Origin of the sequence: Rhodococcus sp. TAF43 (assembly GCF_052113525.1) — a bacterium.
In the GTDB taxonomy this organism is placed as follows: domain Bacteria; phylum Actinomycetota; class Actinomycetes; order Mycobacteriales; family Mycobacteriaceae; genus Prescottella.
This window is the reverse complement of record NZ_JBFRDL010000029.1, coordinates 13,247-32,659: the sequence shown is the minus strand read 5'-3', so window position 1 is coordinate 32,659 and position 19,413 is coordinate 13,247. Positions and strand designations below refer to the sequence as shown.

At 68.9% G+C, this 19,413-nt stretch carries 17 protein-coding genes and 1 tRNA gene; 10 read left to right on the top strand and 8 right to left on the bottom strand.

Features of this window, described 5'->3' with window-relative positions:
- The first annotated feature begins 38 nt into the window (after window positions 1-38).
- From AB4Z09_RS17965 to AB4Z09_RS17955, 3 genes are all read left to right on the top strand, one after another.
- A complete protein-coding gene (locus AB4Z09_RS17965) occupies window positions 39-944 on the top strand; it encodes a DUF3105 domain-containing protein (RefSeq protein WP_442240328.1) in 906 nt (301 codons plus the stop codon).
- An 8-nt stretch (window positions 945-952) separates the two neighbouring features.
- Window positions 953-1,672 carry a DUF305 domain-containing protein gene (locus tag AB4Z09_RS17960; RefSeq protein ID WP_114722191.1) on the top strand — a complete coding sequence of 240 codons (720 nt, stop codon included), beginning with the start codon at window positions 953-955 and terminating at the stop codon, window positions 1,670-1,672.
- A 163-nt stretch (window positions 1,673-1,835) separates the two neighbouring features.
- Window positions 1,836-1,908: transfer RNA gene (locus tag AB4Z09_RS17955), tRNA-Arg, on the top strand.
- Window positions 1,909-1,971: 63 nt separating this feature from the next.
- Here the strand turns inward: AB4Z09_RS17955 and AB4Z09_RS17950 are convergent.
- Window positions 1,972-3,252, bottom strand: coding sequence for a hypothetical protein (locus AB4Z09_RS17950; protein WP_442240327.1), 1,281 nt, complete (start codon window positions 3,250-3,252; stop codon window positions 1,972-1,974).
- A gap of 35 nt (window positions 3,253-3,287) precedes the next feature.
- Window positions 3,288-4,313, bottom strand: coding sequence for a TIGR03617 family F420-dependent LLM class oxidoreductase (locus AB4Z09_RS17945; protein WP_174909490.1), 1,026 nt, complete (start codon window positions 4,311-4,313; stop codon window positions 3,288-3,290).
- A gap of 90 nt (window positions 4,314-4,403) precedes the next feature.
- Between AB4Z09_RS17945 and AB4Z09_RS17940 the strand changes: the two genes are divergently transcribed.
- The 3 genes from AB4Z09_RS17940 to AB4Z09_RS17930 are packed head-to-tail and all read left to right on the top strand — an operon-like array spanning window position 4,404 to window position 8,586.
- The gene (locus tag AB4Z09_RS17940; RefSeq protein WP_442240326.1) at window positions 4,404-7,700 is read left to right on the top strand and encodes an arabinosyltransferase domain-containing protein; all 3,297 of its coding nucleotides are present in this window, start codon (window positions 4,404-4,406) and stop codon (window positions 7,698-7,700) included.
- A gap of 60 nt (window positions 7,701-7,760) precedes the next feature.
- On the top strand, window positions 7,761-8,096 hold the full coding sequence (locus AB4Z09_RS17935; RefSeq protein WP_174909488.1) for an ArsR/SmtB family transcription factor: 336 nt from the start codon (window positions 7,761-7,763) through the stop codon (window positions 8,094-8,096).
- 16 nt (window positions 8,097-8,112) lie between these two features.
- Window positions 8,113-8,586 carry an SRPBCC family protein gene (locus AB4Z09_RS17930; protein WP_442240325.1) on the top strand — a complete coding sequence of 158 codons (474 nt, stop codon included), beginning with the start codon at window positions 8,113-8,115 and terminating at the stop codon, window positions 8,584-8,586.
- A 26-nt stretch (window positions 8,587-8,612) separates the two neighbouring features.
- On the opposite strand, the gene AB4Z09_RS17925 is transcribed toward AB4Z09_RS17930, so the two are convergent.
- From AB4Z09_RS17925 to AB4Z09_RS17905, 5 genes are all read right to left on the bottom strand, one after another.
- A complete protein-coding gene (locus AB4Z09_RS17925; protein ID WP_429517921.1) occupies window positions 8,613-8,867 on the bottom strand; it encodes a helix-hairpin-helix domain-containing protein in 255 nt (84 codons plus the stop codon).
- A 38-nt stretch (window positions 8,868-8,905) separates the two neighbouring features.
- Window positions 8,906-10,024 carry a 3'(2'),5'-bisphosphate nucleotidase CysQ gene (locus AB4Z09_RS17920; protein ID WP_442240324.1) on the bottom strand — a complete coding sequence of 373 codons (1,119 nt, stop codon included), beginning with the start codon at window positions 10,022-10,024 and terminating at the stop codon, window positions 8,906-8,908.
- Entirely contained in the window at window positions 10,021-11,874 is a 1,854-nt protein-coding gene (cysC, locus tag AB4Z09_RS17915; protein WP_442240323.1) for an adenylyl-sulfate kinase, read from the bottom strand. The genes AB4Z09_RS17920 and cysC overlap by 4 nt, the downstream gene beginning before the upstream one ends.
- A complete protein-coding gene (cysD, locus tag AB4Z09_RS17910) occupies window positions 11,874-12,800 on the bottom strand; it encodes a sulfate adenylyltransferase subunit CysD (protein WP_429517927.1) in 927 nt (308 codons plus the stop codon). The genes cysC and cysD overlap by 1 nt, the downstream gene beginning before the upstream one ends.
- Before the next feature lie 177 nt (window positions 12,801-12,977).
- Window positions 12,978-13,913, bottom strand: a complete 936-nt coding sequence (locus AB4Z09_RS17905) for an IclR family transcriptional regulator (RefSeq protein WP_174909480.1) — start codon at window positions 13,911-13,913, stop codon at window positions 12,978-12,980.
- 93 nt (window positions 13,914-14,006) lie between these two features.
- On the opposite strand from AB4Z09_RS17905, the gene AB4Z09_RS17900 reads away from it, so the two are divergent.
- From AB4Z09_RS17900 to AB4Z09_RS17885, 4 genes are all read left to right on the top strand, one after another.
- A complete protein-coding gene (locus tag AB4Z09_RS17900) occupies window positions 14,007-15,173 on the top strand; it encodes a hypothetical protein (RefSeq protein WP_442240322.1) in 1,167 nt (388 codons plus the stop codon).
- A 3-nt stretch (window positions 15,174-15,176) separates the two neighbouring features.
- Window positions 15,177-15,959, top strand: a complete 783-nt coding sequence (locus AB4Z09_RS17895) for an SDR family oxidoreductase (protein WP_442240321.1) — start codon at window positions 15,177-15,179, stop codon at window positions 15,957-15,959.
- Between the two features lie 22 nt (window positions 15,960-15,981).
- Window positions 15,982-17,130: a sulfotransferase family protein gene (locus AB4Z09_RS17890; protein WP_174909475.1), complete on the top strand. Its 1,149-nt coding sequence runs from the start codon at window positions 15,982-15,984 to the stop codon at window positions 17,128-17,130.
- Window positions 17,131-17,247: 117 nt separating this feature from the next.
- Window positions 17,248-18,651: an alpha/beta hydrolase domain-containing protein gene (locus tag AB4Z09_RS17885; protein WP_174909473.1), complete on the top strand. Its 1,404-nt coding sequence runs from the start codon at window positions 17,248-17,250 to the stop codon at window positions 18,649-18,651.
- Here the strand turns inward: AB4Z09_RS17885 and AB4Z09_RS17880 are convergent.
- Window positions 18,641-19,387, bottom strand: coding sequence for an alpha/beta fold hydrolase (locus tag AB4Z09_RS17880; protein WP_174909471.1), 747 nt, complete (start codon window positions 19,385-19,387; stop codon window positions 18,641-18,643). The two genes, AB4Z09_RS17885 and AB4Z09_RS17880, sit on opposite strands and share 11 nt — an antisense overlap.
- Between the last annotated feature and the right edge of the window lie 26 nt (window positions 19,388-19,413).

Genomic DNA, 19,413 nt, shown 5'->3' with positions numbered 1-19,413 from the left:
AGATGCCCTATGTCCAATCACCGAAAGAGCACTCATCGATGCCCAGCGGTTCGGAAAGTCGCGGTCCCGGAAATAACAACACCCGGGCCAAGTCAGCCAAGGCAATCAAGGCAGCGAAGAACAAGGGCGGGGTGCCTGCCGCCAAGCGCGGCGGGGGCACGGCGCGCCAGATTCCGTGGCTGACCATCGGCGCGGTCATCGCCGTCGTCGCCCTGATCGGCGTCCTCGCGATCAACATCTTCCCGAAGTACCAGGATCAGCAGGCGGTGGCGAAGTTCACCCCGTCCGAGTCCAATCAGGATCCGTCGACAGCGATCGACGGCGTCGTCACGGTCGACTACCCGGCCGGCGTGCACGTCGACGCGACCCAGCGGGTCGCGTACGACCAGACCCCGCCGTTCGGCGGACCGCACGATTCCGTGTGGGCCACGTGCATGGGCACCGTGTACGCCGATCCGATCCGCACCGAGAACGCCGTCCACTCGCTCGAACACGGCGCGATCTGGATCGCGTACAACCCCGACAAGATCGACGACGCGCAGCGCAAGCAGCTCGAGGAGCGTGCGAGCTCCCGTGACGGCTACATGCTGATGTCTCCGTACCCGGGCATGGACTCCCCGATCTCGCTGCAGTCGTGGGGACACCAGCTCGAGGTCGCCACCGCCGACGACGAGCGCATCGACCAGTTCATCGCCGCCCTGCGCCTCAACCGGTACGCCTACCCCGAGGTCGGCGCGAGCTGCTCGACGATCCCCGGCTCGTTCGATCCCGCCAACCCGCCTCCGTTCGACGCGGCCGCGCCGGGACCGGACGCGGTCCCGATGGACGGCGGCGGCATCACGCCGGACGCGAGTGAGACCGGCGGCGGCGCCGGTCTGCCCAACGGCATGCAGATTCCGACCGAACTCCAGCAGCCGGCGCCCGCGACCGGCGGAAACGGCTGACCGACACGATGACCGACAACCAGAACCAGGCCGAGGCCGGTCCCGCTCCGTCCAGCCGCAGTCAACGAACGGCGCTCACCGTGATCGGGCTGATCGGTGTCCTGGCCATCGGATTCGCGCTCGGGTTCTTCGTGAAGCTGCCGCTGAACGACGACACCACCACAGTCCCGAAATCTGATTCCGTCGACGTCGGGTTCGCGCAGGACATGACGGTCCATCACAACCAGGCCATCGACATGGCCACGATCGCGCTGACGAAGTCGGGCGATCAGGCGGTGAAGAACCTCGCGTACGACATCCTGACGACCCAGCAGAACCAGGTCGGCCAGATGCAAGGCTGGCTGGCCCTGTGGGATCAGGCGCCACTGCCCAGCGGCGGGTACATGACCTGGATGACCGAGGGCGAGGGCCACGGTCATTCGGACCACGCAGCGGCATCGACGGCGGAGCCGGCACAGGACTCCAGTTCGATGCCGGGTATGGCGAGCCCCGAGGAGATGTCGGCGCTGGGACAGTCGTCGGGGCCGGCGCTCGACGTGATGTTCCTTCAGCTCATGCTGCGGCACCATCAGGGTGGGCTCCCGATGATGCAGTACGCCGAGCAGTACGCGGACGTTCCGGTGGTTCGTAACCTCGCGAAGACGATGGTCGCGACGCAGCAGGGCGAGTCGACGCTCATCACGGGCATGCTCGCGGAGCGGAACGCCGCCCCGCTACCGATGAACTAGTCGGTACGCCTGTGGACCGGGCGGCGCATCCTCGAACAGGTGTGCCGCCCGGTCTCGTTTCCGCGCCGACCGGCCGAGAAACACCGATCTACCAGRCGATGTGGATGATCGCCGACAATGCGCTACGCTAACTCCGCCCACTGGCACACTGGATTTCCGGTGCGCCCCCGTAGCTCAGGGGATAGAGCGTTCGCCTCCGGAGCGAAAGGCCGCAGGTTCGAATCCTGCCGGGGGCACCGAGAAGGCCCCACTCTTTCGAGAGTGGGGCCTTCGGCCGTTTCCGGGCATGGTCCGTGACGTCAGTAGGCCCCCCGGGCTCCCGATCGCAGATCGAGTCCCCACGCGCCCACACCGCACAACACGATCGCTGCGAGGGCAACCGCGGCGGCGGGCGCCGTGACCGACACCTGCGGTTCGAAGACCGACGACGACGCGTAGTCGGCGTACCGTTCGGTGATCGTCCAGGCCGCTGCCGCGATGCCCGGGATCCCGACGGTGAACGGTAGCGAGAGTCCGACCGTGGACGCAGGCGCGGCTGTGGGCAGGCAGGTACCGACCACGTACCCTGCTGCGGCGGGCAGCACGAACATGGAGGCGATCGAGCGGAGATCCCACTCGGGTGCCACCAGGGACGCCGCAGCCACCGCCGCCAGGAGCGCGAACCCGGCCACCGGAACCGGCCACCGGAGCCCCGTCGCGACTCCGGCGACGATCAGCGCGGCCGGGATCGCGAGGGCCCACCAGTCGGTGCTCGACCACGGCATTCCCCCTGTTGCCGCGGCGAGTACCGCGGCACCGGCGAACACCACCTGCCCGTCACGCCCGGGCAACTGCCACGCGATCCAGGCAACCAGCGCCACCGTCACACCGACGTACGGATACCACCACTCGGGACGCGCCCCCGACTCGATCAGGATCCAGTTGGCCGCGAAGGCCGCGACGGGCAGTGCGGCGGCGACCGCGAGCCACCGGGTGTCGACCCGCGCAGTCCACGAAACTCTCCGATCGACGAGGGCCGTCAGGACGACCAGAACCGCGGCTACGACGGCGGGCCACAGGCCCACCACGCCCGACTGCTCCACGGACTCGCGCGACGTCAGCGGGGCATAGCCGATCCAACCCGAGTCCGCACTACCGAACCGACGCAGGTCGACGACGGACCCCGACAGCAGGAAGGCACCGATGGCACCCCCGGCGAGCGCGGCCTGGACGTTCCGATCGCGGGCGGCGAGAGGTGAGATCGCACCCAGAATCATGCCTGCGGCAACGGAATTCGAGTACAGGAGCACCGCCGGATCGTCGGGATACGACAGCACCTCCGGCAAGGCGAGCAGCAGCAGCCCGGCCACGGCAGCGGCCGTCACCAGCGTCACCGAGCGCCGCCGGGTCAGTGCAACCGTCACCAGCACGGCCACGACGGCGGCACACGCGACACCCGCCCCGTTCGCGGAGAGGGCGTCGGGCAGCCTGCTCCCGCCCCTGACGTAGTCGTCGGGCATCGGCGACCACAGCACCCGACCGGCGAGCACACCGCACAGCAGTGCGGCGAGCACGGGCACGATCCGAGCGACACGACTCATCCCACTCCCCTCCACAACTCTCCAGCTTCCGGGCCCTACATGGCCTGCAACTCGGCCACCACGTCGGCCATCCGCCGATCCTGGTCGGGGTTCTCGGGCAGCGCCAGCGTGACACCCTGCGCGACGCCGTCCAGACGCCGGCTGATCGCGTCGGCGAGCGTGTCGTAGCGCGCGGTAGGCACGATCGTGCCGAGGACGTCGTCGGTGACGATGTCGCGCAACCGATCCCAGTCCTCGCGACGGACCAGGTCGGACAACCGACCCTGGAGGTCGGGGAAGCCGTGACGCTCGAGCGCACCGCGGTAGGCCGGCGTCGAGTACAGGAACGCGAACAGGCGGCGGCGACGTTCGCGTTCCTCGGCGACGTCCGCGTCGGTCGCGCCGGTGATCACCTGCAGTCCGGCAACGACATCGAAGCCGTCGAGGCAGCGACCTACCGTCGACGCACCGTCGGTCAGCGCCGGCACGCATTCGTCGACGAGGTAGCGCGGATCGGAGTTGGTGGGGTGGGTGACGAGGCCGTCCGCGCACTCTCCTGCGACGCGGCACATGAGCGGTCCCACCCCGCCCAGGTAGATCGGGGGCATCGGGGTTGCCGAATCGGGGCCCGGGTTGAAGTACGGCTGCATCCGCGTGAAGCGGTACCTGTCCCCCTCGTACGCAACGAGTTCTCCGGTGCGGAACGTCGCGAACGCGGCCCGCACGACGCCGACGTATTCACGCATCGCCGCCGCGGGCGCGCTCCACGGCATCGCGTACCGCTCTTCGATGTTCTGCCGGATCTGGCTGCCGAGACCGAGATGGAACCGTCCGCCGGACAGCTTCGACAGGTCCCATGCGGTGTAGGCGGTCACGAGCGGGCTGCGCACGAACGCGAGCGCCACCGAGGTCCGCACCGTGATCCGTTCGGTGGCCTGCAGCGCGAGCAACGCGAGCAGGAACGGGTCGTGCACGGTCTCCGAGACGTGGAGGCCGTCGTAGCCGGCGGCCTCCACGCGTCGGGCGAACTCGGCCACCTTCGACAGATCGATGGCGGGATCGGTTCCGGTGTAGACCTTCATCCGTCAGTTCTACCCGGCGAATTGCCGGATTTCGCAGTGACGCGGTGCGTATGGCCGCGGTTCGTGTGATTGCGGTTACCATCGCTTCTCGTGGTCGACAGCATGGTGGGGGCGGAGCATGCATCCGCGAGCGGGCAGGCACGAGCAGACGATCGGGCGGCGTCGAGGTGGGGGCTTCGACGCGCGCGACTGATCGCGATCGTCGCGGCAATCGTCGGCATCGTGTCGGCGCTGGTCATACCTTTACTGCCGGTGCATCAGGAGCAGGCGACGCTGTCGTGGCCGCAGAACGGCGTCACGACCAGCGTCGAGGCGCCCCTCGTGTCGTATGCGCCCTTCACCTTCGACGCCCGCATCCCGTGCGCGACGGCCGCGGGCCTCGACGACGGAGGCCTTCTGGTCTCGACGATTCCCGCCGGTGCGCCGGGAACGGAGCAGTACGGCCTCATCGCCAAGACCGTGGCGGCGTCGGAGTCCACACCCGCCCGCCTGGAGGTGATCCTCCGCGACAGGTCGCTGATCTCGACTCCGCTGTCGGAACTGCGCGGCGTCGACTGCGCGATCGTCATCTCGTCCGATTCGAATCGGACGACGGCGTCGATCACGGGCCCCGGCGGGGAGTTGACGACGAAGACCGTCGAGGGCGACGTCCGCCCCCAGATGGTCGGCGTGTTCAGCGATCTCGACGGTTCGGCACCGGCCGGGTTGCAGGTGACCGCGGAACTCGACACCCGGTTCTCCACGACGCCCACGCTGATCAAGATCGTCGCGATGATCGTCACGGTGCTGGCGACGTTGCTGGCCCTGCTCGCGCTGCATCGACTCGATCTGACGGACGGCCGCCGGGCGCGCCGTTTCCTGCCCGCCCGGTGGTGGCGTTTCGGGGTCGTGGACGTGGTCGTCATCGGAACGCTGGTGCTGTGGCACTTCATCGGCGCGACCACTGCCGACGACGGCTACCAGTACACGATGGCGCGCTCGGCGCAGTCGTCCGGCTACATGTCCAACTACTTCCGCTACTTCGGTGTCCCGGAGACCCCGTTCGGCACCCCGTACTACTACATCTTCGGACTGCTCGACGACATCTGGAACGCGAGTCCGTGGGTGCGCCTGCCGGCGCTGCTCGCGGGCATCGTGACGTGGATGGTGCTCAGTCGCGAGGTGGTGCCGCGGCTCGGTGCCGCGGCGCGCACGAGTCGCCTCGCGCTGTGGACGGGCGCGTTGGGCTTCCTCGCGGTGTGGTTGCCGTACAACAACGGCCTGCGTCCGGAACCGATCGTCGCGGCCGGTGTGCTGCTCACCTGGTGCTCGGTGGAGCGGGCGATCGCGACCCGGCGCCTGCTGCCGGCGGCGGTCGCGATCCTCGTCGCCGCCGCGACGCTCTCGGTCGGGCCCTCCGGAATCATCTGTTTCGCTGCACTGCTCGCCGGACTGCGGCCGCTCCTGCGGATCGTGATCGCACGCGCGAAGACCGTCGGTTATGCGGCGCTGTTGTTGCCGCTCGTGGCCGCCGGCACCGCCATACTCGTCGCGATCTTCGCCGACCAGACGCTCGCGGTCGTCCCGGCGATGCAGGACGCCCACGACGCCGGCGGCCCGAGCGAGAAGTGGTTCAGCGAGAACCTGAGGTACCAGTGGTTGCTCAACGACACCGCCGACGGCTCGCTCTCGCGGAGGTTCGGCATCTTCGTGATGTTCCTGGGGCTCGCGGTCTCCGTCCTCGCGATGTTGTGCAAGGGAGGACGCATCCCCGGCACCTCGGCCGGTCCGTCCCGCCGGATCATCGGGGTCACGTTCGGCGCTGTCGCGCTGATGATGTTCACGCCCACCAAGTGGACGCACCACCTCGGCGTCTTCGCCGGCCTGGCGGGTACCCTCGCTGTGCTCACCGCAGTCGCCGTCAGCACGGCGGTGCTGCGCTCGCCCCGTAACCGCGCTCTGTTCGCAGCCGGGATCCTGTTCCTCCTGGCGTTCACGTTCATCGGGACGAACAACTACTGGTACGTGTCGGCGTGGGGTGTGATGTGGTGGGACAAGCCGCCGTCGCTCGCCGGCACCGGAGCTGCGACCGTGCTGTTCGGTGGGGCGATCGTGATGGTCGCGGTTGCCGCGTGGTGTCACGTCCGCGATTCCCGTGTACCCGAACCTGGTTCCCGCACCCGATGGTTGTGGGCGCTGCCCCCGCTGACGATCGCCGCCGCCGCGATGGTGCTGTTCGAAGTGCTCTCGCTCGCGAAGAGCACGGTGAGCCAGTACCCCGCGTACTCGGTCGGCAGATCGAACTTCGACGCGCTGCGTGGCCAGAACTGCGGGCTCGCGAACGACGTGCTGCTCGAAACCGATCCGAATGCGTCCATGCTGCAACCGCTCTCGGGCGACGCGGCGACCGCGCTCGCCGGCACCGAATCCACCGGGTTCGGGCCCAACGGCGTCGCGTCTGATCTCAGCGCCGACGCGGAGACCGCGGCATCGGGCACCGCAAACATGGTCAACCCCGACACGACGACCACGACGACGGACACCGCAGCCGGAACGGGCGGCGGCGAGGGATCGGTGGGCGTCAACGGCAGCTCCGTCGCGCTGCCGTACGGGCTCGACCCCGCCACCACGCCCGTGCTCGGCAGCTACCGCACCAGCGAGCAGACCCCGGCGTCACTGGTCAGCGGCTGGTACGGTCTGCCGGCCGTCGGCGACGACGGCACCCGCGCCGACATCGTCTCGATTGCGGTCGCCGGGCGGATCCGCTCGATGGACCGCGACGGCATCGTCACGTACGGCCAGGACCTCGAGCTCGAGTACGGCGTCCGCCGACCCGACGGTTCGGTGGACGTCCTGGGCCGGGCGCTGCCCTTCGACATCGGGCCCGAGCCGTCGTGGCGGAACGTGCGGGTTCCCCTGGACCAGTTGCCCGCCGAGGCCGACGCGGTTCGTCTCGTCGCCTCCGACGAGGACCGCGATCCCGATCAATGGCTCGCGGTCACTCCTCCGCGAGTTCCGCAGACGCGAACCCTCCAGGACGTCGTCGGGTCCGACACCCCGGTGCTCGCGGACTGGGCCGTGGGGCTCCAGTTCCCGTGCCAGCAGCCGTTCTCGCATCTGAACGGTGTCGCGGAGGTGCCCGGGTACCGGATCCTTCCCGATCGCCCGGGTGCGGTCTCGACGAACCGGTGGGAGGACCATTTCGGTGGTGGCCCGCTGGGCTGGACCGACCAACTGTTGACCGCCGAGACGATCCCTTCGTATCTCGATCACGACTGGCGTCGGGACTGGGGACAGATCGAACAGTTCACGCCGCGCAACGAGTCCGCGGTGCCGGCCGAACTGACGACGGTGACGGAACGGCGGTCGGGGCTGTGGAACCCGGGTCCGATGACCCTGCGTTTCTGACGGCCCGCGAATTGACGTCGATCCCTTGACTTGGGGCGGCGAGCGAGAATACTTAAGTGGGTGCTTAAGTATTCCGCGCCGCTCGACGGGGTGTTCCACGCACTGTCGGATCCGAGTCGGCGCGGAATGGTCGAGCGACTCAGCCGCGGCTCGGCCTCGGTCAGCGAGCTCGCGGCGCCGTTCGACATGTCACTGCCCGCCGTGGTGCAGCACCTCCGGGTGCTGGAGGCGTCCGGACTCGTCCGGTCCGAGAAGATCGGCCGAACCCGCACGTACCAGCTGATCCCGGGCGCTCTCGACCGCGCCGGACAGTGGATCGCCCAGCGGCGCACCACCTGGGAGCGTCGACTCGACCGACTCGGCGAGTACCTCACCGAGACCGACGAAGCACGCTGATTCGTAAGGAGCAGCCATGAGCACCCGATCGGTCACCCATTCCACATTCGTCATCGAACGCACCTACGACGCAGGCCCGGAACAGGTCTTCCACGCGTTCGCCGACCCCGACACCAAGGCCCGCTGGTTCACCGCCCCCGACGAATGGGTGTCGGGCGAGAACACGATGGACTTCCGTGTCGGCGGTCGCGAGACCACCGCGGGCGGGCCGAAGGACGGCCCGGCGCATTCGTTCTCGTCCATCTACCAGGACATCGTGCCGAACGAGCGAATCGTCTACACGTACGACATGCACATGGACGACGTCCGGACCTCCGTGTCGCTGGCGACGATCGAGTTGTTCCCGTCCGGGGCCGGCACTCGGCTGGTGATGACCGAGCAGGGCGCGTTCCTCGACGGCTACGACGACGCCGGGTCCCGCGAGGAAGGCACAAATCTTCTACTCGACGCGCTCGGGGCCGCCCTGGCGGCGGAGTCCGCATCGGCGTAATCGTCGATCCCGACGACGGAGGCCGGTTACGGAGCCCCGAACTCCGGTCGATCCCGGTGTGCCCGCTCGAGGACCGCAGCGATCGCCGCGCGGGCTTGCGGGCTGTTGCGCCAGCAAGTCGACCCGGTGACGGCAGCCCCCGCGTCGAGGATGTCGTCGGCGTGGACGGATCGCAATGCGTCGAAGCTGTCGTGGCCCATGTCTTCGAGCCGTCGCACCACGGTGGGCCCGACACCTTTCAGAGCCAACAGGGCCGACCGTTCGCTGTCATCGAATGCCACGGGGGTGACACTACCGACAGGTCTGAACGCCTAGTTAGCTAGCGTTGCGGCGGTTCGATGATCGCCGTGATCGAGTCGATCTCGGCGCTCGGGATCGCGAAGTGTTCGGTGATCGCGACGGTGAGGGTGTCGCGTCCGAAGCTCATGTCGAGCAGGAAGCGGGCCACCACGTCGGTGCCCCACTCCCGGAACTCGAGGTCCCGGACGGCGCTGATCGGCCGGTACTGCGCTCCGTTCTCGAGCATGGCGCGAATCTCGTCACCGGAATCGCCTGTGCGCTGGCCGTTCTCGTAGCGGTGACAGTGCCGGGCGAGCCGGACCTTGCTGGTGTCGTGGGTGACGAGGGAGTCGATGTATTCGCGCGCCATCGCCACCCGCGGGGTGTCGGTGGGACCGCCGGTCTCCTCGGCGATCCCGGCGAGCAGCGGGACCGCGAGGTCGCGGCGGCAGATGAGCAGGTCGGGCAGGTACGGATGGGGTTCGTTGTAGCGCAGGGGCGTCCCGTCGATCCGGGAACAGTGCAGTCCGGCGGCCAGAGCGACGCCCACCGGTGCCGCCGAGTCCCATTCCCATTGCCCACCGGCGTGCACGTACGCGTCGGCCTCACCGCGCAGCACCGCCATCGCCTTCGCTCCCGCCGACCCCATCGGGGCGACGTCGGCGCCGACCCGCCGGGCCAGCGCGTCGACGAACTGCGGTGGCCGGCTGTCGCTCACCAGGATTCGTGGCCGAGCACGGTCGGTGGCGACGGCGTGGACCGCACCGCTGACGTACACCTCGCGGCGCGCGGGTTGTGCGACGGCGGCGGCGGTGATGCCGAGTCCCCGCTCCCACAGCGCGACGTGGACGGCCCAGTCGGTGCGGCCCACGAGGCCGTACTCCCGGGAGCCGTCGAGCGGGTCGATGATCCAGACCCGCGAACTGTCCAGGCGCGCAGGATCGTCCGCGGACTCCTCGGACAGCACGGCGTCGCCGGGCCGGGCGGCGGCCAGCCCGTCCAGCAACAGGACGTTGGCCGCCTTGTCGCCGCGTCGGCCCAGTTCCTTCGCGGCCGCCCGGTCGAGCGGGGTCTCCCCCAGCTCGCGGGCGCGGATCTCCAGTAGCAGGTCGCCCGCGCGAGCGGCGAGGTCGGCGGCGAGTTCGGCGTCGGTGCTCACAGGTGCAGATACTCCATGATCTTCGCGGCCTGCGCGACCGGGTCGCCATCCTCGGGCCGCAGCACCAGTTCGGCGTCCTCGGGCGCCTCGTACGGGTCGTCGACGCCGGTGAAGCCGGTGATCTCCCCCGCCCGCGCCTTGGCGTACATGCCCTTCGGGTCGCGCGCCTCGCACTGTTCGATCGGGGTGTCGACGAACACCTCGACGAACGGCAGCCCGGCCTCCTCGTGCAGGCGGCGCACCCGGTCCCGGTCCGCGCGGTACGGACTGATGAGCGATGCGATCGCGACGGTGCCGCCGTCCGCGAGCAACTGCGAGACCGCACCCACCCGACGGACGTTCTCGGCGCGGTCCGCGGCAGTGAAACCGAGGTCGGCGTTGAGTCCGTGCCGGAGATTGTCGCCGTCGAGCCGGTAGGCCGGCACCCCGGCCGCGACCAGGCGGCGTTCGAGTTCGACGGCCACGGTGGACTTGCCGGACGCCGACAACCCGGTGAGCCACACGGTCATCCCGCGCGTGGCCCGCTCCTCCCGGGACACCGCGGCCGAGTGCCACACCACCTTCGATTCCTTGAGCGTCGGGCCGGTGATCATGCCGGCCGCGACGGTGTTGCCGGTCGAGTCGTCGACGAGGATGAAGCTGCCCGTAACCCGGTTGCGGCGGTACGGGTCGAACAGCAGCGGCTGCTGGGTGCGCAGCTGGATGCGTCCGATCTCGTTGAGCGTCAACGACTGCGCGGTCTCGTCGCGGTGCAGGGTGTTGACGTCGAGGCGGTAGTCGAGCCGGACGACCTGGCCCCTGGTGGCGCGCGTGGTGTGCAGCACGGTGTACCGGGCGTCCTCGCTGAGGGCCGACTGCTCGGTGAGCCAGCAGACCATCGCGTCGAGCTCCTGACCGACGAGCGGGCGGTTGTTGGGCCGGCACAGGGTGTCGCCGCGGCTCACGTCCAGGTCGTCGGCCAGCTGCACGCACACCGCGGACGGCGCGAACGCCTCCTTCACCRGCTCGCCGCCGGGCCCCCAGATCGCGGCGATCGTCGACGTGAATCCCGACGGCAGGGCGACCACCTCGTCGCCGGGTTTGAACACACCGCTGGCCACGGTTCCGGCGTAGCCGCGGAAGTCGTGCAGGTCGGCGTCGGTCTGCTGCTGCGGCCGGATCACGTACTGCACGGGCAGGCGCGCGTCGATGAGGTTGCGATCGGACGCGATGTGCACGTCCTCGAGATGGTGCAGCAGCGACGAACCCTCGTACCACGGCATGTTCTCGGTGCGGGTGACGATGTTGTCGCCCTTGAGTGCAGACACCGGGATGAACGTCAGGTCGTGCACGTCGAGTTTGGTTGCGAACTGGCCGAACTCGTCCTTGATCTCCTCGAATCGCTCCTGCGACCACTCGACGAGGTCCATCTTGTTCACACACAACACGAGGTGCGGGATCCCGAGGAGCGTCGACAGGAAGGCGTGCCGCCGGGTCTGCTCGAGCACACCCTTGCGGGCGTCGACGAGGATCAGCGCGAGGTCCGCGGTCGAGGCGCCGGTGACCATGTTGCGCGTGTACTGCTCGTGACCGGGGGTGTCGGCGATGATGAACTTGCGCTGTGGGGTGGCGAAGTAGCGGTGCGCGACGTCGATCGTGATGCCCTGCTCGCGCTCGGCCCGAAGTCCGTCGGTGAGCAGAGCGAGATCGGTGTACTCGGTGCCCCGCTCGCGACTGCTGCGTTCGACCGCCTCGAGTTGGTCCTCGAAGATCGACTTCGAGTCGTACAGCAGGCGTCCGATCAGGGTGGACTTGCCGTCGTCGACGCTGCCCGCGGTCGCGACGCGGAGGAGTTGCTGGGTGTGCACCATCAGAAGTACCCCTCCTTCTTGCGGTCTTCCATCCCGGCCTCGGAGATCCGGTCGTCGGCGCGGGTGGCGCCGCGCTCGGTGATGCGGCTCGCGGCCACCTCGGTCACGACCTCGGCCGCGGTGACGGCCGACGACTCGACGCAGCCGGTGCACGTCGCATCGCCGACGGTGCGGAACCGGACGAGTTCGTCACGGGACTCCTCCCCCGGTAACAGGGACAGGAACCGCGTGTGCGCCAGCAGCATTCCGTCGCGCTCGACGACGGGTCGGCGGTGGGCGTAGTAGATCGACGGCAGCTCGATCTCCTCCGCGGCGATGTACTGCCAGATGTCGAGTTCGGTCCAGTTCGACAGCGGGAACACCCGGATGTGCTCGCCGCGGCGGTGTCGCCCGTTGTAGAGGCTCCACACTTCCGGGCGTTGCGCCTTGGGATCCCACTGGCCGAACTCGTCCCGGAAGCTGAACACCCGTTCCTTGGCGCGGGCCTTCTCCTCGTCGCGCCGGGCGCCGCCGAAGACCGCGTCGAAACGGTTGTCCCGGATGCCGCGGAGCAGGGTGTGCGTCTGCAGCCGGTTGCGGCTGGCCCGCGGGCCCGTCTCCTCCACCACGTGCCCGGCGGCGATGTCGTGCTCCACACTCGCGACGACCAGCCGCAGCCCCAGGCGGTCGACGGTCCGGTCCCGGAACTCGATGACCTCGTCGAAGTTGTGTCCGGTGTCGACGTGCATCACGGCGAACGGCAGCGGCGCGGGCCAGAAGGCCTTCGCCGCGACGTGCAGCATGACCACCGAGTCCTTGCCGCCGGAGAACAGCAGCACGGGACGCTCGAACGTCGCGGCGACCTCACGGAAGATGTGGACCGCCTCGGCCTCGAGCGCCTGCAGGTGGGACAGCTCGTAGGTGGACGGGGACGCCAGGGGTGTCACGCGCGGCTCCTCGACGGATCAAATCGGTACAGTTTTGTACCGGGTCGGTTCGCATACTTACTCTGAGCTGAGAATAGAACCGGTTCCACCGGGCGGTCAATGGCTCGCGATCACCCCGCGCCGTGGCCGAATGTCACATCGGTTCAGTCAGACCGAACGCATGTGACATTCGGCCGGTCAGGGGCGGACGGGACACCGACCGCCGACCTCCGCAGTCACGGCATCCGCGGCCGCCACGAGCGCCGCACCACGCCATGCGATCTCCGCGCCACTGATCGCCCCACCCACGTCGAGCGTCAGCACGAGCGACTGGTGGCCGTCCGCGTCGTAGACCGGCGCGGCGATCAGGCTCACCGGATACTCGACGCCGACCTCGGTCTCGCTGTGCAGATAGACACGCTCACCGAGGCTCGACACCATCTCGCCGATCAGCTCACGAAGCTCCGTCGGTAGATCCCGACCGGCGACGCCCGCCATGAGCGAGAAGAGCTTGCGCCCGACCGGGGTGAGCCGCTCGACGAGGTAGCCGACCCGGCGGCAGTCGTCGACGACCCGCTGCAGGAGGTCACGGTCGAGGACGACCGGCAGCGCCGGCTCCCGCCGCAACCAGGCCTCGAGATCGTCGTCGCCGTCCCAGATCACGTACATGAGTCCGACCGGCGGGGCGAACGGATACGCCTGCCCCACCCGGGCCGCCGTGCGCCCCAGGGTGACCCCCGGCGGGTTGACGGTCTCGAGAATCATGACCTGGTCACCCACCACCGCAGACGCCGTACACACCGCACCGAACTCGGCGGCGATCTTGTCGAGTTGGGCACGCGCGATCGGCCCGATGGCGAATCCTCGCTGCGCGGCGCGTCCAGCGGCGATGAGCGCAGGACCGAGGCCGTACGTCTTCGACGCCGGATCACGGGTGAGGTATCCGCCGGACACCAATTCGGAGAGGATGCCGAGGCAGGTCGGCTTGCTGATCGCCAGCGTGCGCGCGAGTTCGGACAGCCCGAATCGCTGCTCCTCCCGAGCGACGAGGAAGTCGAGGATCTGGACGACCCGCGCCGTCGGCGGAGAACGGCGTCCACCGGACTCGGCGGGCTCGGCGACCCCTGCAGTCATTGACCACTCCTTGAAACACGTTCTATCGTCTGACGCATCGCATGTTCTACCACCCAGGTACATATTTGTACCACCGGATAGAAGGAGCAAGGTGTGCTGACGGATCCACTCGCCGAGGCCATGGCCGAGGCCGAGAAACTGGTCGAGAGCGCCCCCCATATTCGGTCGGAGCAGGACCTGCTGGAGGGGATGCAGTACCTCGCCGGCGGAATCCTCGCGACCGTCCACGCGGCTTGGGCCACCGAGAAGACTCATCCGACCTTCATCCAGGGCACCGGGCCGTACACGAAGATGGGCCTCGACAATCCCGACACCCTGTACTTCGGGGCGCGGATCAACGACGACGCCGAGTACATCGTGACCGGAACCCGCGGCACCACCGCCGACCTGAGCTTCCAGGTGCTCAGCGGCAACTACACCAACGCGAACGTGCCGGGCAGCGAGATCGCCTTCGACGACCGGGAACTCCACATCGAGGACGACGGGACGTTCGTCGCCACGTTCGGGCCGAGTCCGGCGGACGGGCGACGGAACCACTTCACGCTTGCACCGGGCTCGAGCCAGCTGGTGGTCCGCGAGGTCTACAGCGACTGGAGCCAGCAGCGCGGCACCATCCGGATCGAACGCRCCGACCGGATCGGTGTCCCGGTGCCGCCGCTCACGAAGGAAGAGACCGAGAAGCGGTTCGCGCGCGCCGGCAAGGCACTGGTCACCCGCGTCAAGACGTGGCTGCAGTTCCCGCAGTGGTTCTACGACAACCTGCCGGTCAACACGATGACCGCACCGCGGCTCACCCCGGGCGGCCTGGCCACGCAGTACTCCTCGGTGGGCCACTACGAACTCGCCGACGACGAGGCGATGATCATCACGGTGCCGAAATCCGATGCGCCGTACCAGGGTTTCCAGCTGGGCAGCCTGTGGTACATCTCGCTCGACTACATCAATCACCAGACGTCGCTGAACAACACCCAGGCGCAGGTCGATCCGGACGGAATGATCCGGATGGTCCTGAGCGAGCACAACCCGGGCGTGACCAACTGGCTCGAGGCCCTCGGCCATCCGCGCGGCTACCTGCAGTTCCGGTGGCAGCGGACGTCGCGGGAGTTCACGCCCGAGGACGGCCCGACCGTCGAGGTGGTCAAGCTCGACGAGATCGCCGCGAACCTGCCGTTCCACGAACACAACAAGATCACGCCGGAGGACTTCGCCGCCCGCATCGCGGCGCGCCAGTCTGCCGTCGCCGACAGAATGCTGGGGTAGGACATGACAAATCTGTTGCAGGACAAGGTAATCGTCATCTCGGGCGTCGGTCYGGCGCTCGGCCGGACACTCGCGCTGCGTTGCGCCGAAGCCGGTGCCGACCTGGTGCTGGCCGCGCGCACCCAGTCGCGACTCGACGAGGTGGCCAAGGAGGTCACCGATCTGGGCCGACGCGCGGTGACGGTGTCGACCGACATCACCGACGACGCCTCGGCCGCCCACCTGCTGGCCGCCACCACCGACGCCTTCGGCCGGGTCGACGGCCTGATCAACAACGCGTTCACGGTGCCGTCGATGAAGCCGTTCGGCCGCACCGACTTCCAGCACATCCGCGACGCGATCGAGCTGACCGTGCTCGGTGCGCTCCGCCTGACGCAGCTGTTCACCCCGGCTCTGGCCGAGTCCAAGGGTGCGGTCGTGAACGTGAACTCGATGGTGCTGCGGCACTCGCAGGAGCGCTACGGCAGCTACAAGCTCGCCAAGTCGGCGCTGCTCGCGATGTCGCAGTCGCTCGCCACCGAACTGGGACCGCAGGGCATCCGCGTGAACTCCGTCGCGCCCGGCTACATCTGGGGCGACACGCTGAAGAAGTTCTTCGAGCACCAGGCCGAGAAGTTCGGCATCACGGTGGACCAGGTCTACGAGCACACCGCGGCGAACAGCGACCTCAAGCGCCTGCCGACCACCGACGAGGTCGCCGACGCCGTGATCTTCCTGGCCTCACCGATGGCCAGCGCGATCACGGGCCAGTGCCTCGACGTCAACTGCGGCGAGTTCCACCACTAGAGCCGGCTTCTGAAGGAGCACCATGACTGAACGCACGACCGTCGGCACCGTCGAGGACCTGCACGCGTCCGCGACCAGGATGACCGGCCTCACCGACTTCGGCGTCGACGACTACACCGAGGCTCTCGGCGTACTGCTCGACTCGTACGCCCGCGACGAGGACCTGACGCCGTTCGGCAGCAAGATCTCTCGCGTCTTCCTCCGCGGCGCGCTGGTGGCGAGGCTGCTGAGCGAGGCGGCCTGGAAGCAGTTCCCCGAACACGCCGACGTGCAGATCGAGCGTCCGATCTTCGTCACCGGCCTCCCCCGCACCGGCACCACCGCACTGCACCGCCTCCTGACCGTCGACCCCGCGCATCAGGGTCTGGAGATGTGGCTGACGGAGATGCCGCAGCCGCGGCCGCCGCGCGACACGTGGGACTCCAATCCCGTGTTCCAGGCGATCGAACAGCAGTTCAGCCAGCACCACGTGGATCACCCCGAGTTCATGGGCGTGCACTACATGTCGGCCGGCGAGGTCGAGGAGTGCTGGCAGCTGCTGCGCCAGACCTTCAAGTCGGTGTCGTACGAGTGCCTGGCGAACCTGCCGACGTACTCGACATGGCTGCAGGGCCAGGACTGGACCAACGCCTACGCCCGACACAAGAAGAACCTCCAGCTCATCGGCCTGCCGGACCGCGACCGGCGGTGGGTCCTCAAGAACCCGAGCCACCTGTTCGCGCTCGACGAGTTGATGGCGGTGTACCCGGACGCGCTGATCGTCCAGACCCACCGTCCGCCGAGCACCATCATCCCGTCGATGTGCAGCCTCGCCGAGCACGCCACCGAGGGCTGGTCCAACACGTTCCGCGGCGAGGTGATCGGCCGCGGCCAGCTGGACCTGTGGGCACGCGGGCTCGAGGACTTCACGGCGGCGCGGGCCAAGTACGACCCGGCCCAGTTCATCGACGTCGACTACCGAGACTTCGTCGCGGACCCGTTGGGGACGGTCGAGAAGATCTATTCCCAGTTCTCGATCCCGATGTCCGACCAGGCACATCGCGAGATGGAAGACATGCATTCCGAGAGCCACTCCGGCAACCGCAAACCGGCCCACCGGTACACGCTCGAGGAGTACGGGCTCACCGCCGAGGAGGTCGACGAGCGGTTCGGGGACTACGCCGGGGGCTGARCCGAGAAAGAGTCCCACCCAGCGAGACCCTAGTGTGATCGTCGCCACACCGACGCGTTAGGTTTCACGCGTGGGGGCTGCAACGGCGCAGTCCCCTGTCAGAGAGGCTCGATCCGAATGTTCCTGCACGCAAGACGATTCGACACCGACCGCGACCGACTGCCCGACGGGATGCACAGTTCCCCCGGGACTGCGACCTCCGTCGACCTGGCGGCGGCCGGTTACACCGAGCAGGAGTTCTTCCTCAGCGGCACCGCCACGGCGTACCGCGAGGACGGGGCGTGGGAATCCGACGGACGGTGGGGGGTCGCCGAGGCCGGGCAGGCCCCGTACCGGACGCGGTTGCTGGTGCGGGCGCCGAAGGATCCGAGCCGTTTCAACGGCACCGTCGTCGTCGAGTGGCTCAACGTCAGCGGCAACGTCGATGTGGACGTCGACTTCGGCTACATGCACTCCGAGTTGCTGCAGGGCTACGCGTGGGTGGGTGTCTCCGCTCAGGCGGCCGGCGTCAACAGCACCGGCGGCAGCCCGCTCGGACCCAACGTCGTCGGGCTCAAGGCGTGGGATCCGCAGCGCTACGGACCGCTGCACCACCCGGGCGACGCCTACTCGTACGACATCTTCTCCCAGGCCGGGGCGGCACTGCGCGCACCGCGCGGTGCCGCCCCGCTCGCCGGACTGGTGGTGGAGAACCTGATTGCGACCGGCCAGTCGCAATCCGGATTCCGGATGCTCACGTACGCCAACGCGATCCATCCGCACGCACGGGTCTTCGACGGTCTCTTCGTCCACAGCCGCGCCGGGTTCGGGGCTCCGCTCGGCTCCGGATCCGGTGTCGCGGCGCTCGACGGGCCGGACGGCCCGACGGTGGTCGCGCCCGCCCGGGTGCGAACGGACCTCGACATCCCGGTGTTCCAGGTCCTCACCGAAACCGAACTGTTCGAACTGGGCGGGGGACCCGGCCCCAAGTCGTTCGTCGCCGCCCGCCAACCGGACACCGACCGCCTCCGGACATGGGAGATCGCGGGCACCGCGCACTCCGACGCGCACGCCCTGCGAATCCTCTACCCGCAGTACACCGCCCAGTTCGGGCAGATCCGGGATCTGAGCACCATGTTCGGGATCGTCAACGACGGCCCTCAGGCACAGGTCGTGTCGGCCGCGCTGCGTGCCCTGCGCACCTGGGTCACGGACGGTACCGCGCCGGCATCCGCCGAGCCCATCGAGACCACCGGCTCCGGCATCGTCCGCGACCGCTTCGGCAACGCCCGCGGCGGCGTGCGCACGCCGGCCGTCGAGGCCCCGGTCGCGGCGCTGACCGGAGAGACGGTTCGGGTGCCGAACAACGGCGCGACCGTGCCGCTCGACGCCGAGACGCTGACCGCGCTGTACCCGGACCAGGACACCTACGTCTCCCGGGTCTCCGAGGCCACCGATCGCGCGGTCGCGGCCGGCTTCCTGCGATTCGAGGACGGTCGAACCCTGGTCGCTGCCGCCCGCAGCACCTACGTCAGGAGCTGACCGGSGGCTGCCCGAGGTGGGCGCCGAGCAGGGCGTCGACGCGCTCCGGCGCCTCCTCCGGGATCCAGTGGCTGACTCCGCGGAGGATCTCGAACGTGTACGGCGCGTCGACGAACCGCTCCGTCCCACGCGCGCCCGCCTCCCCGACTGCAATGTCCCCGTCGCTCCACACATACAGGGTGGGGACACGCACCCTGGCGGACGTCGCACCGGGAGTGGTGAGCATCATCGCGCGATACCAGTTCAGTCCCCCGCGGGCTCGGCCACGATCATGCATCGCCGCGAGATCGCGGTCGGCCGCCGCCGCGGTCATCCCGCTCGCGAGGAGGTGACGTCGCACGAATTCTCCTGCCGCGAACGCCCGTTCGGGCAGGAGCGGCAGCTGGAACGCAAGCATGTACCACGACATCCCGATCTGGCGGCTCGTCATCAGCGCCCGCGCGAAGGCAGCAGGATGCGGCGCCGACAGGGCGGTGAGGGTCCGGACCAGGTCCGGACGACGGGCGGCGAGCGTCCAGGCGACGGCCGCACCCCAGTCGTGCCCCACCACGTGTACCGGACCGAGCCCGGACTGTTCGACGAGCGCGACGGTGTCCGCCGCGAGTTCGGAGAGCCGATAGGCCCACCGAGCGCGGGGCCGGGCCCCCGGCGAGCAGCCGCGCTGATCGACGGCAAGGGTCCGGAAGCCGCGACCCGCCCCGTCATGCCCGAACCCCCTCACGTCGGCGTGCGCCATCTCACGCTATCGACGCCCCCCTCGGC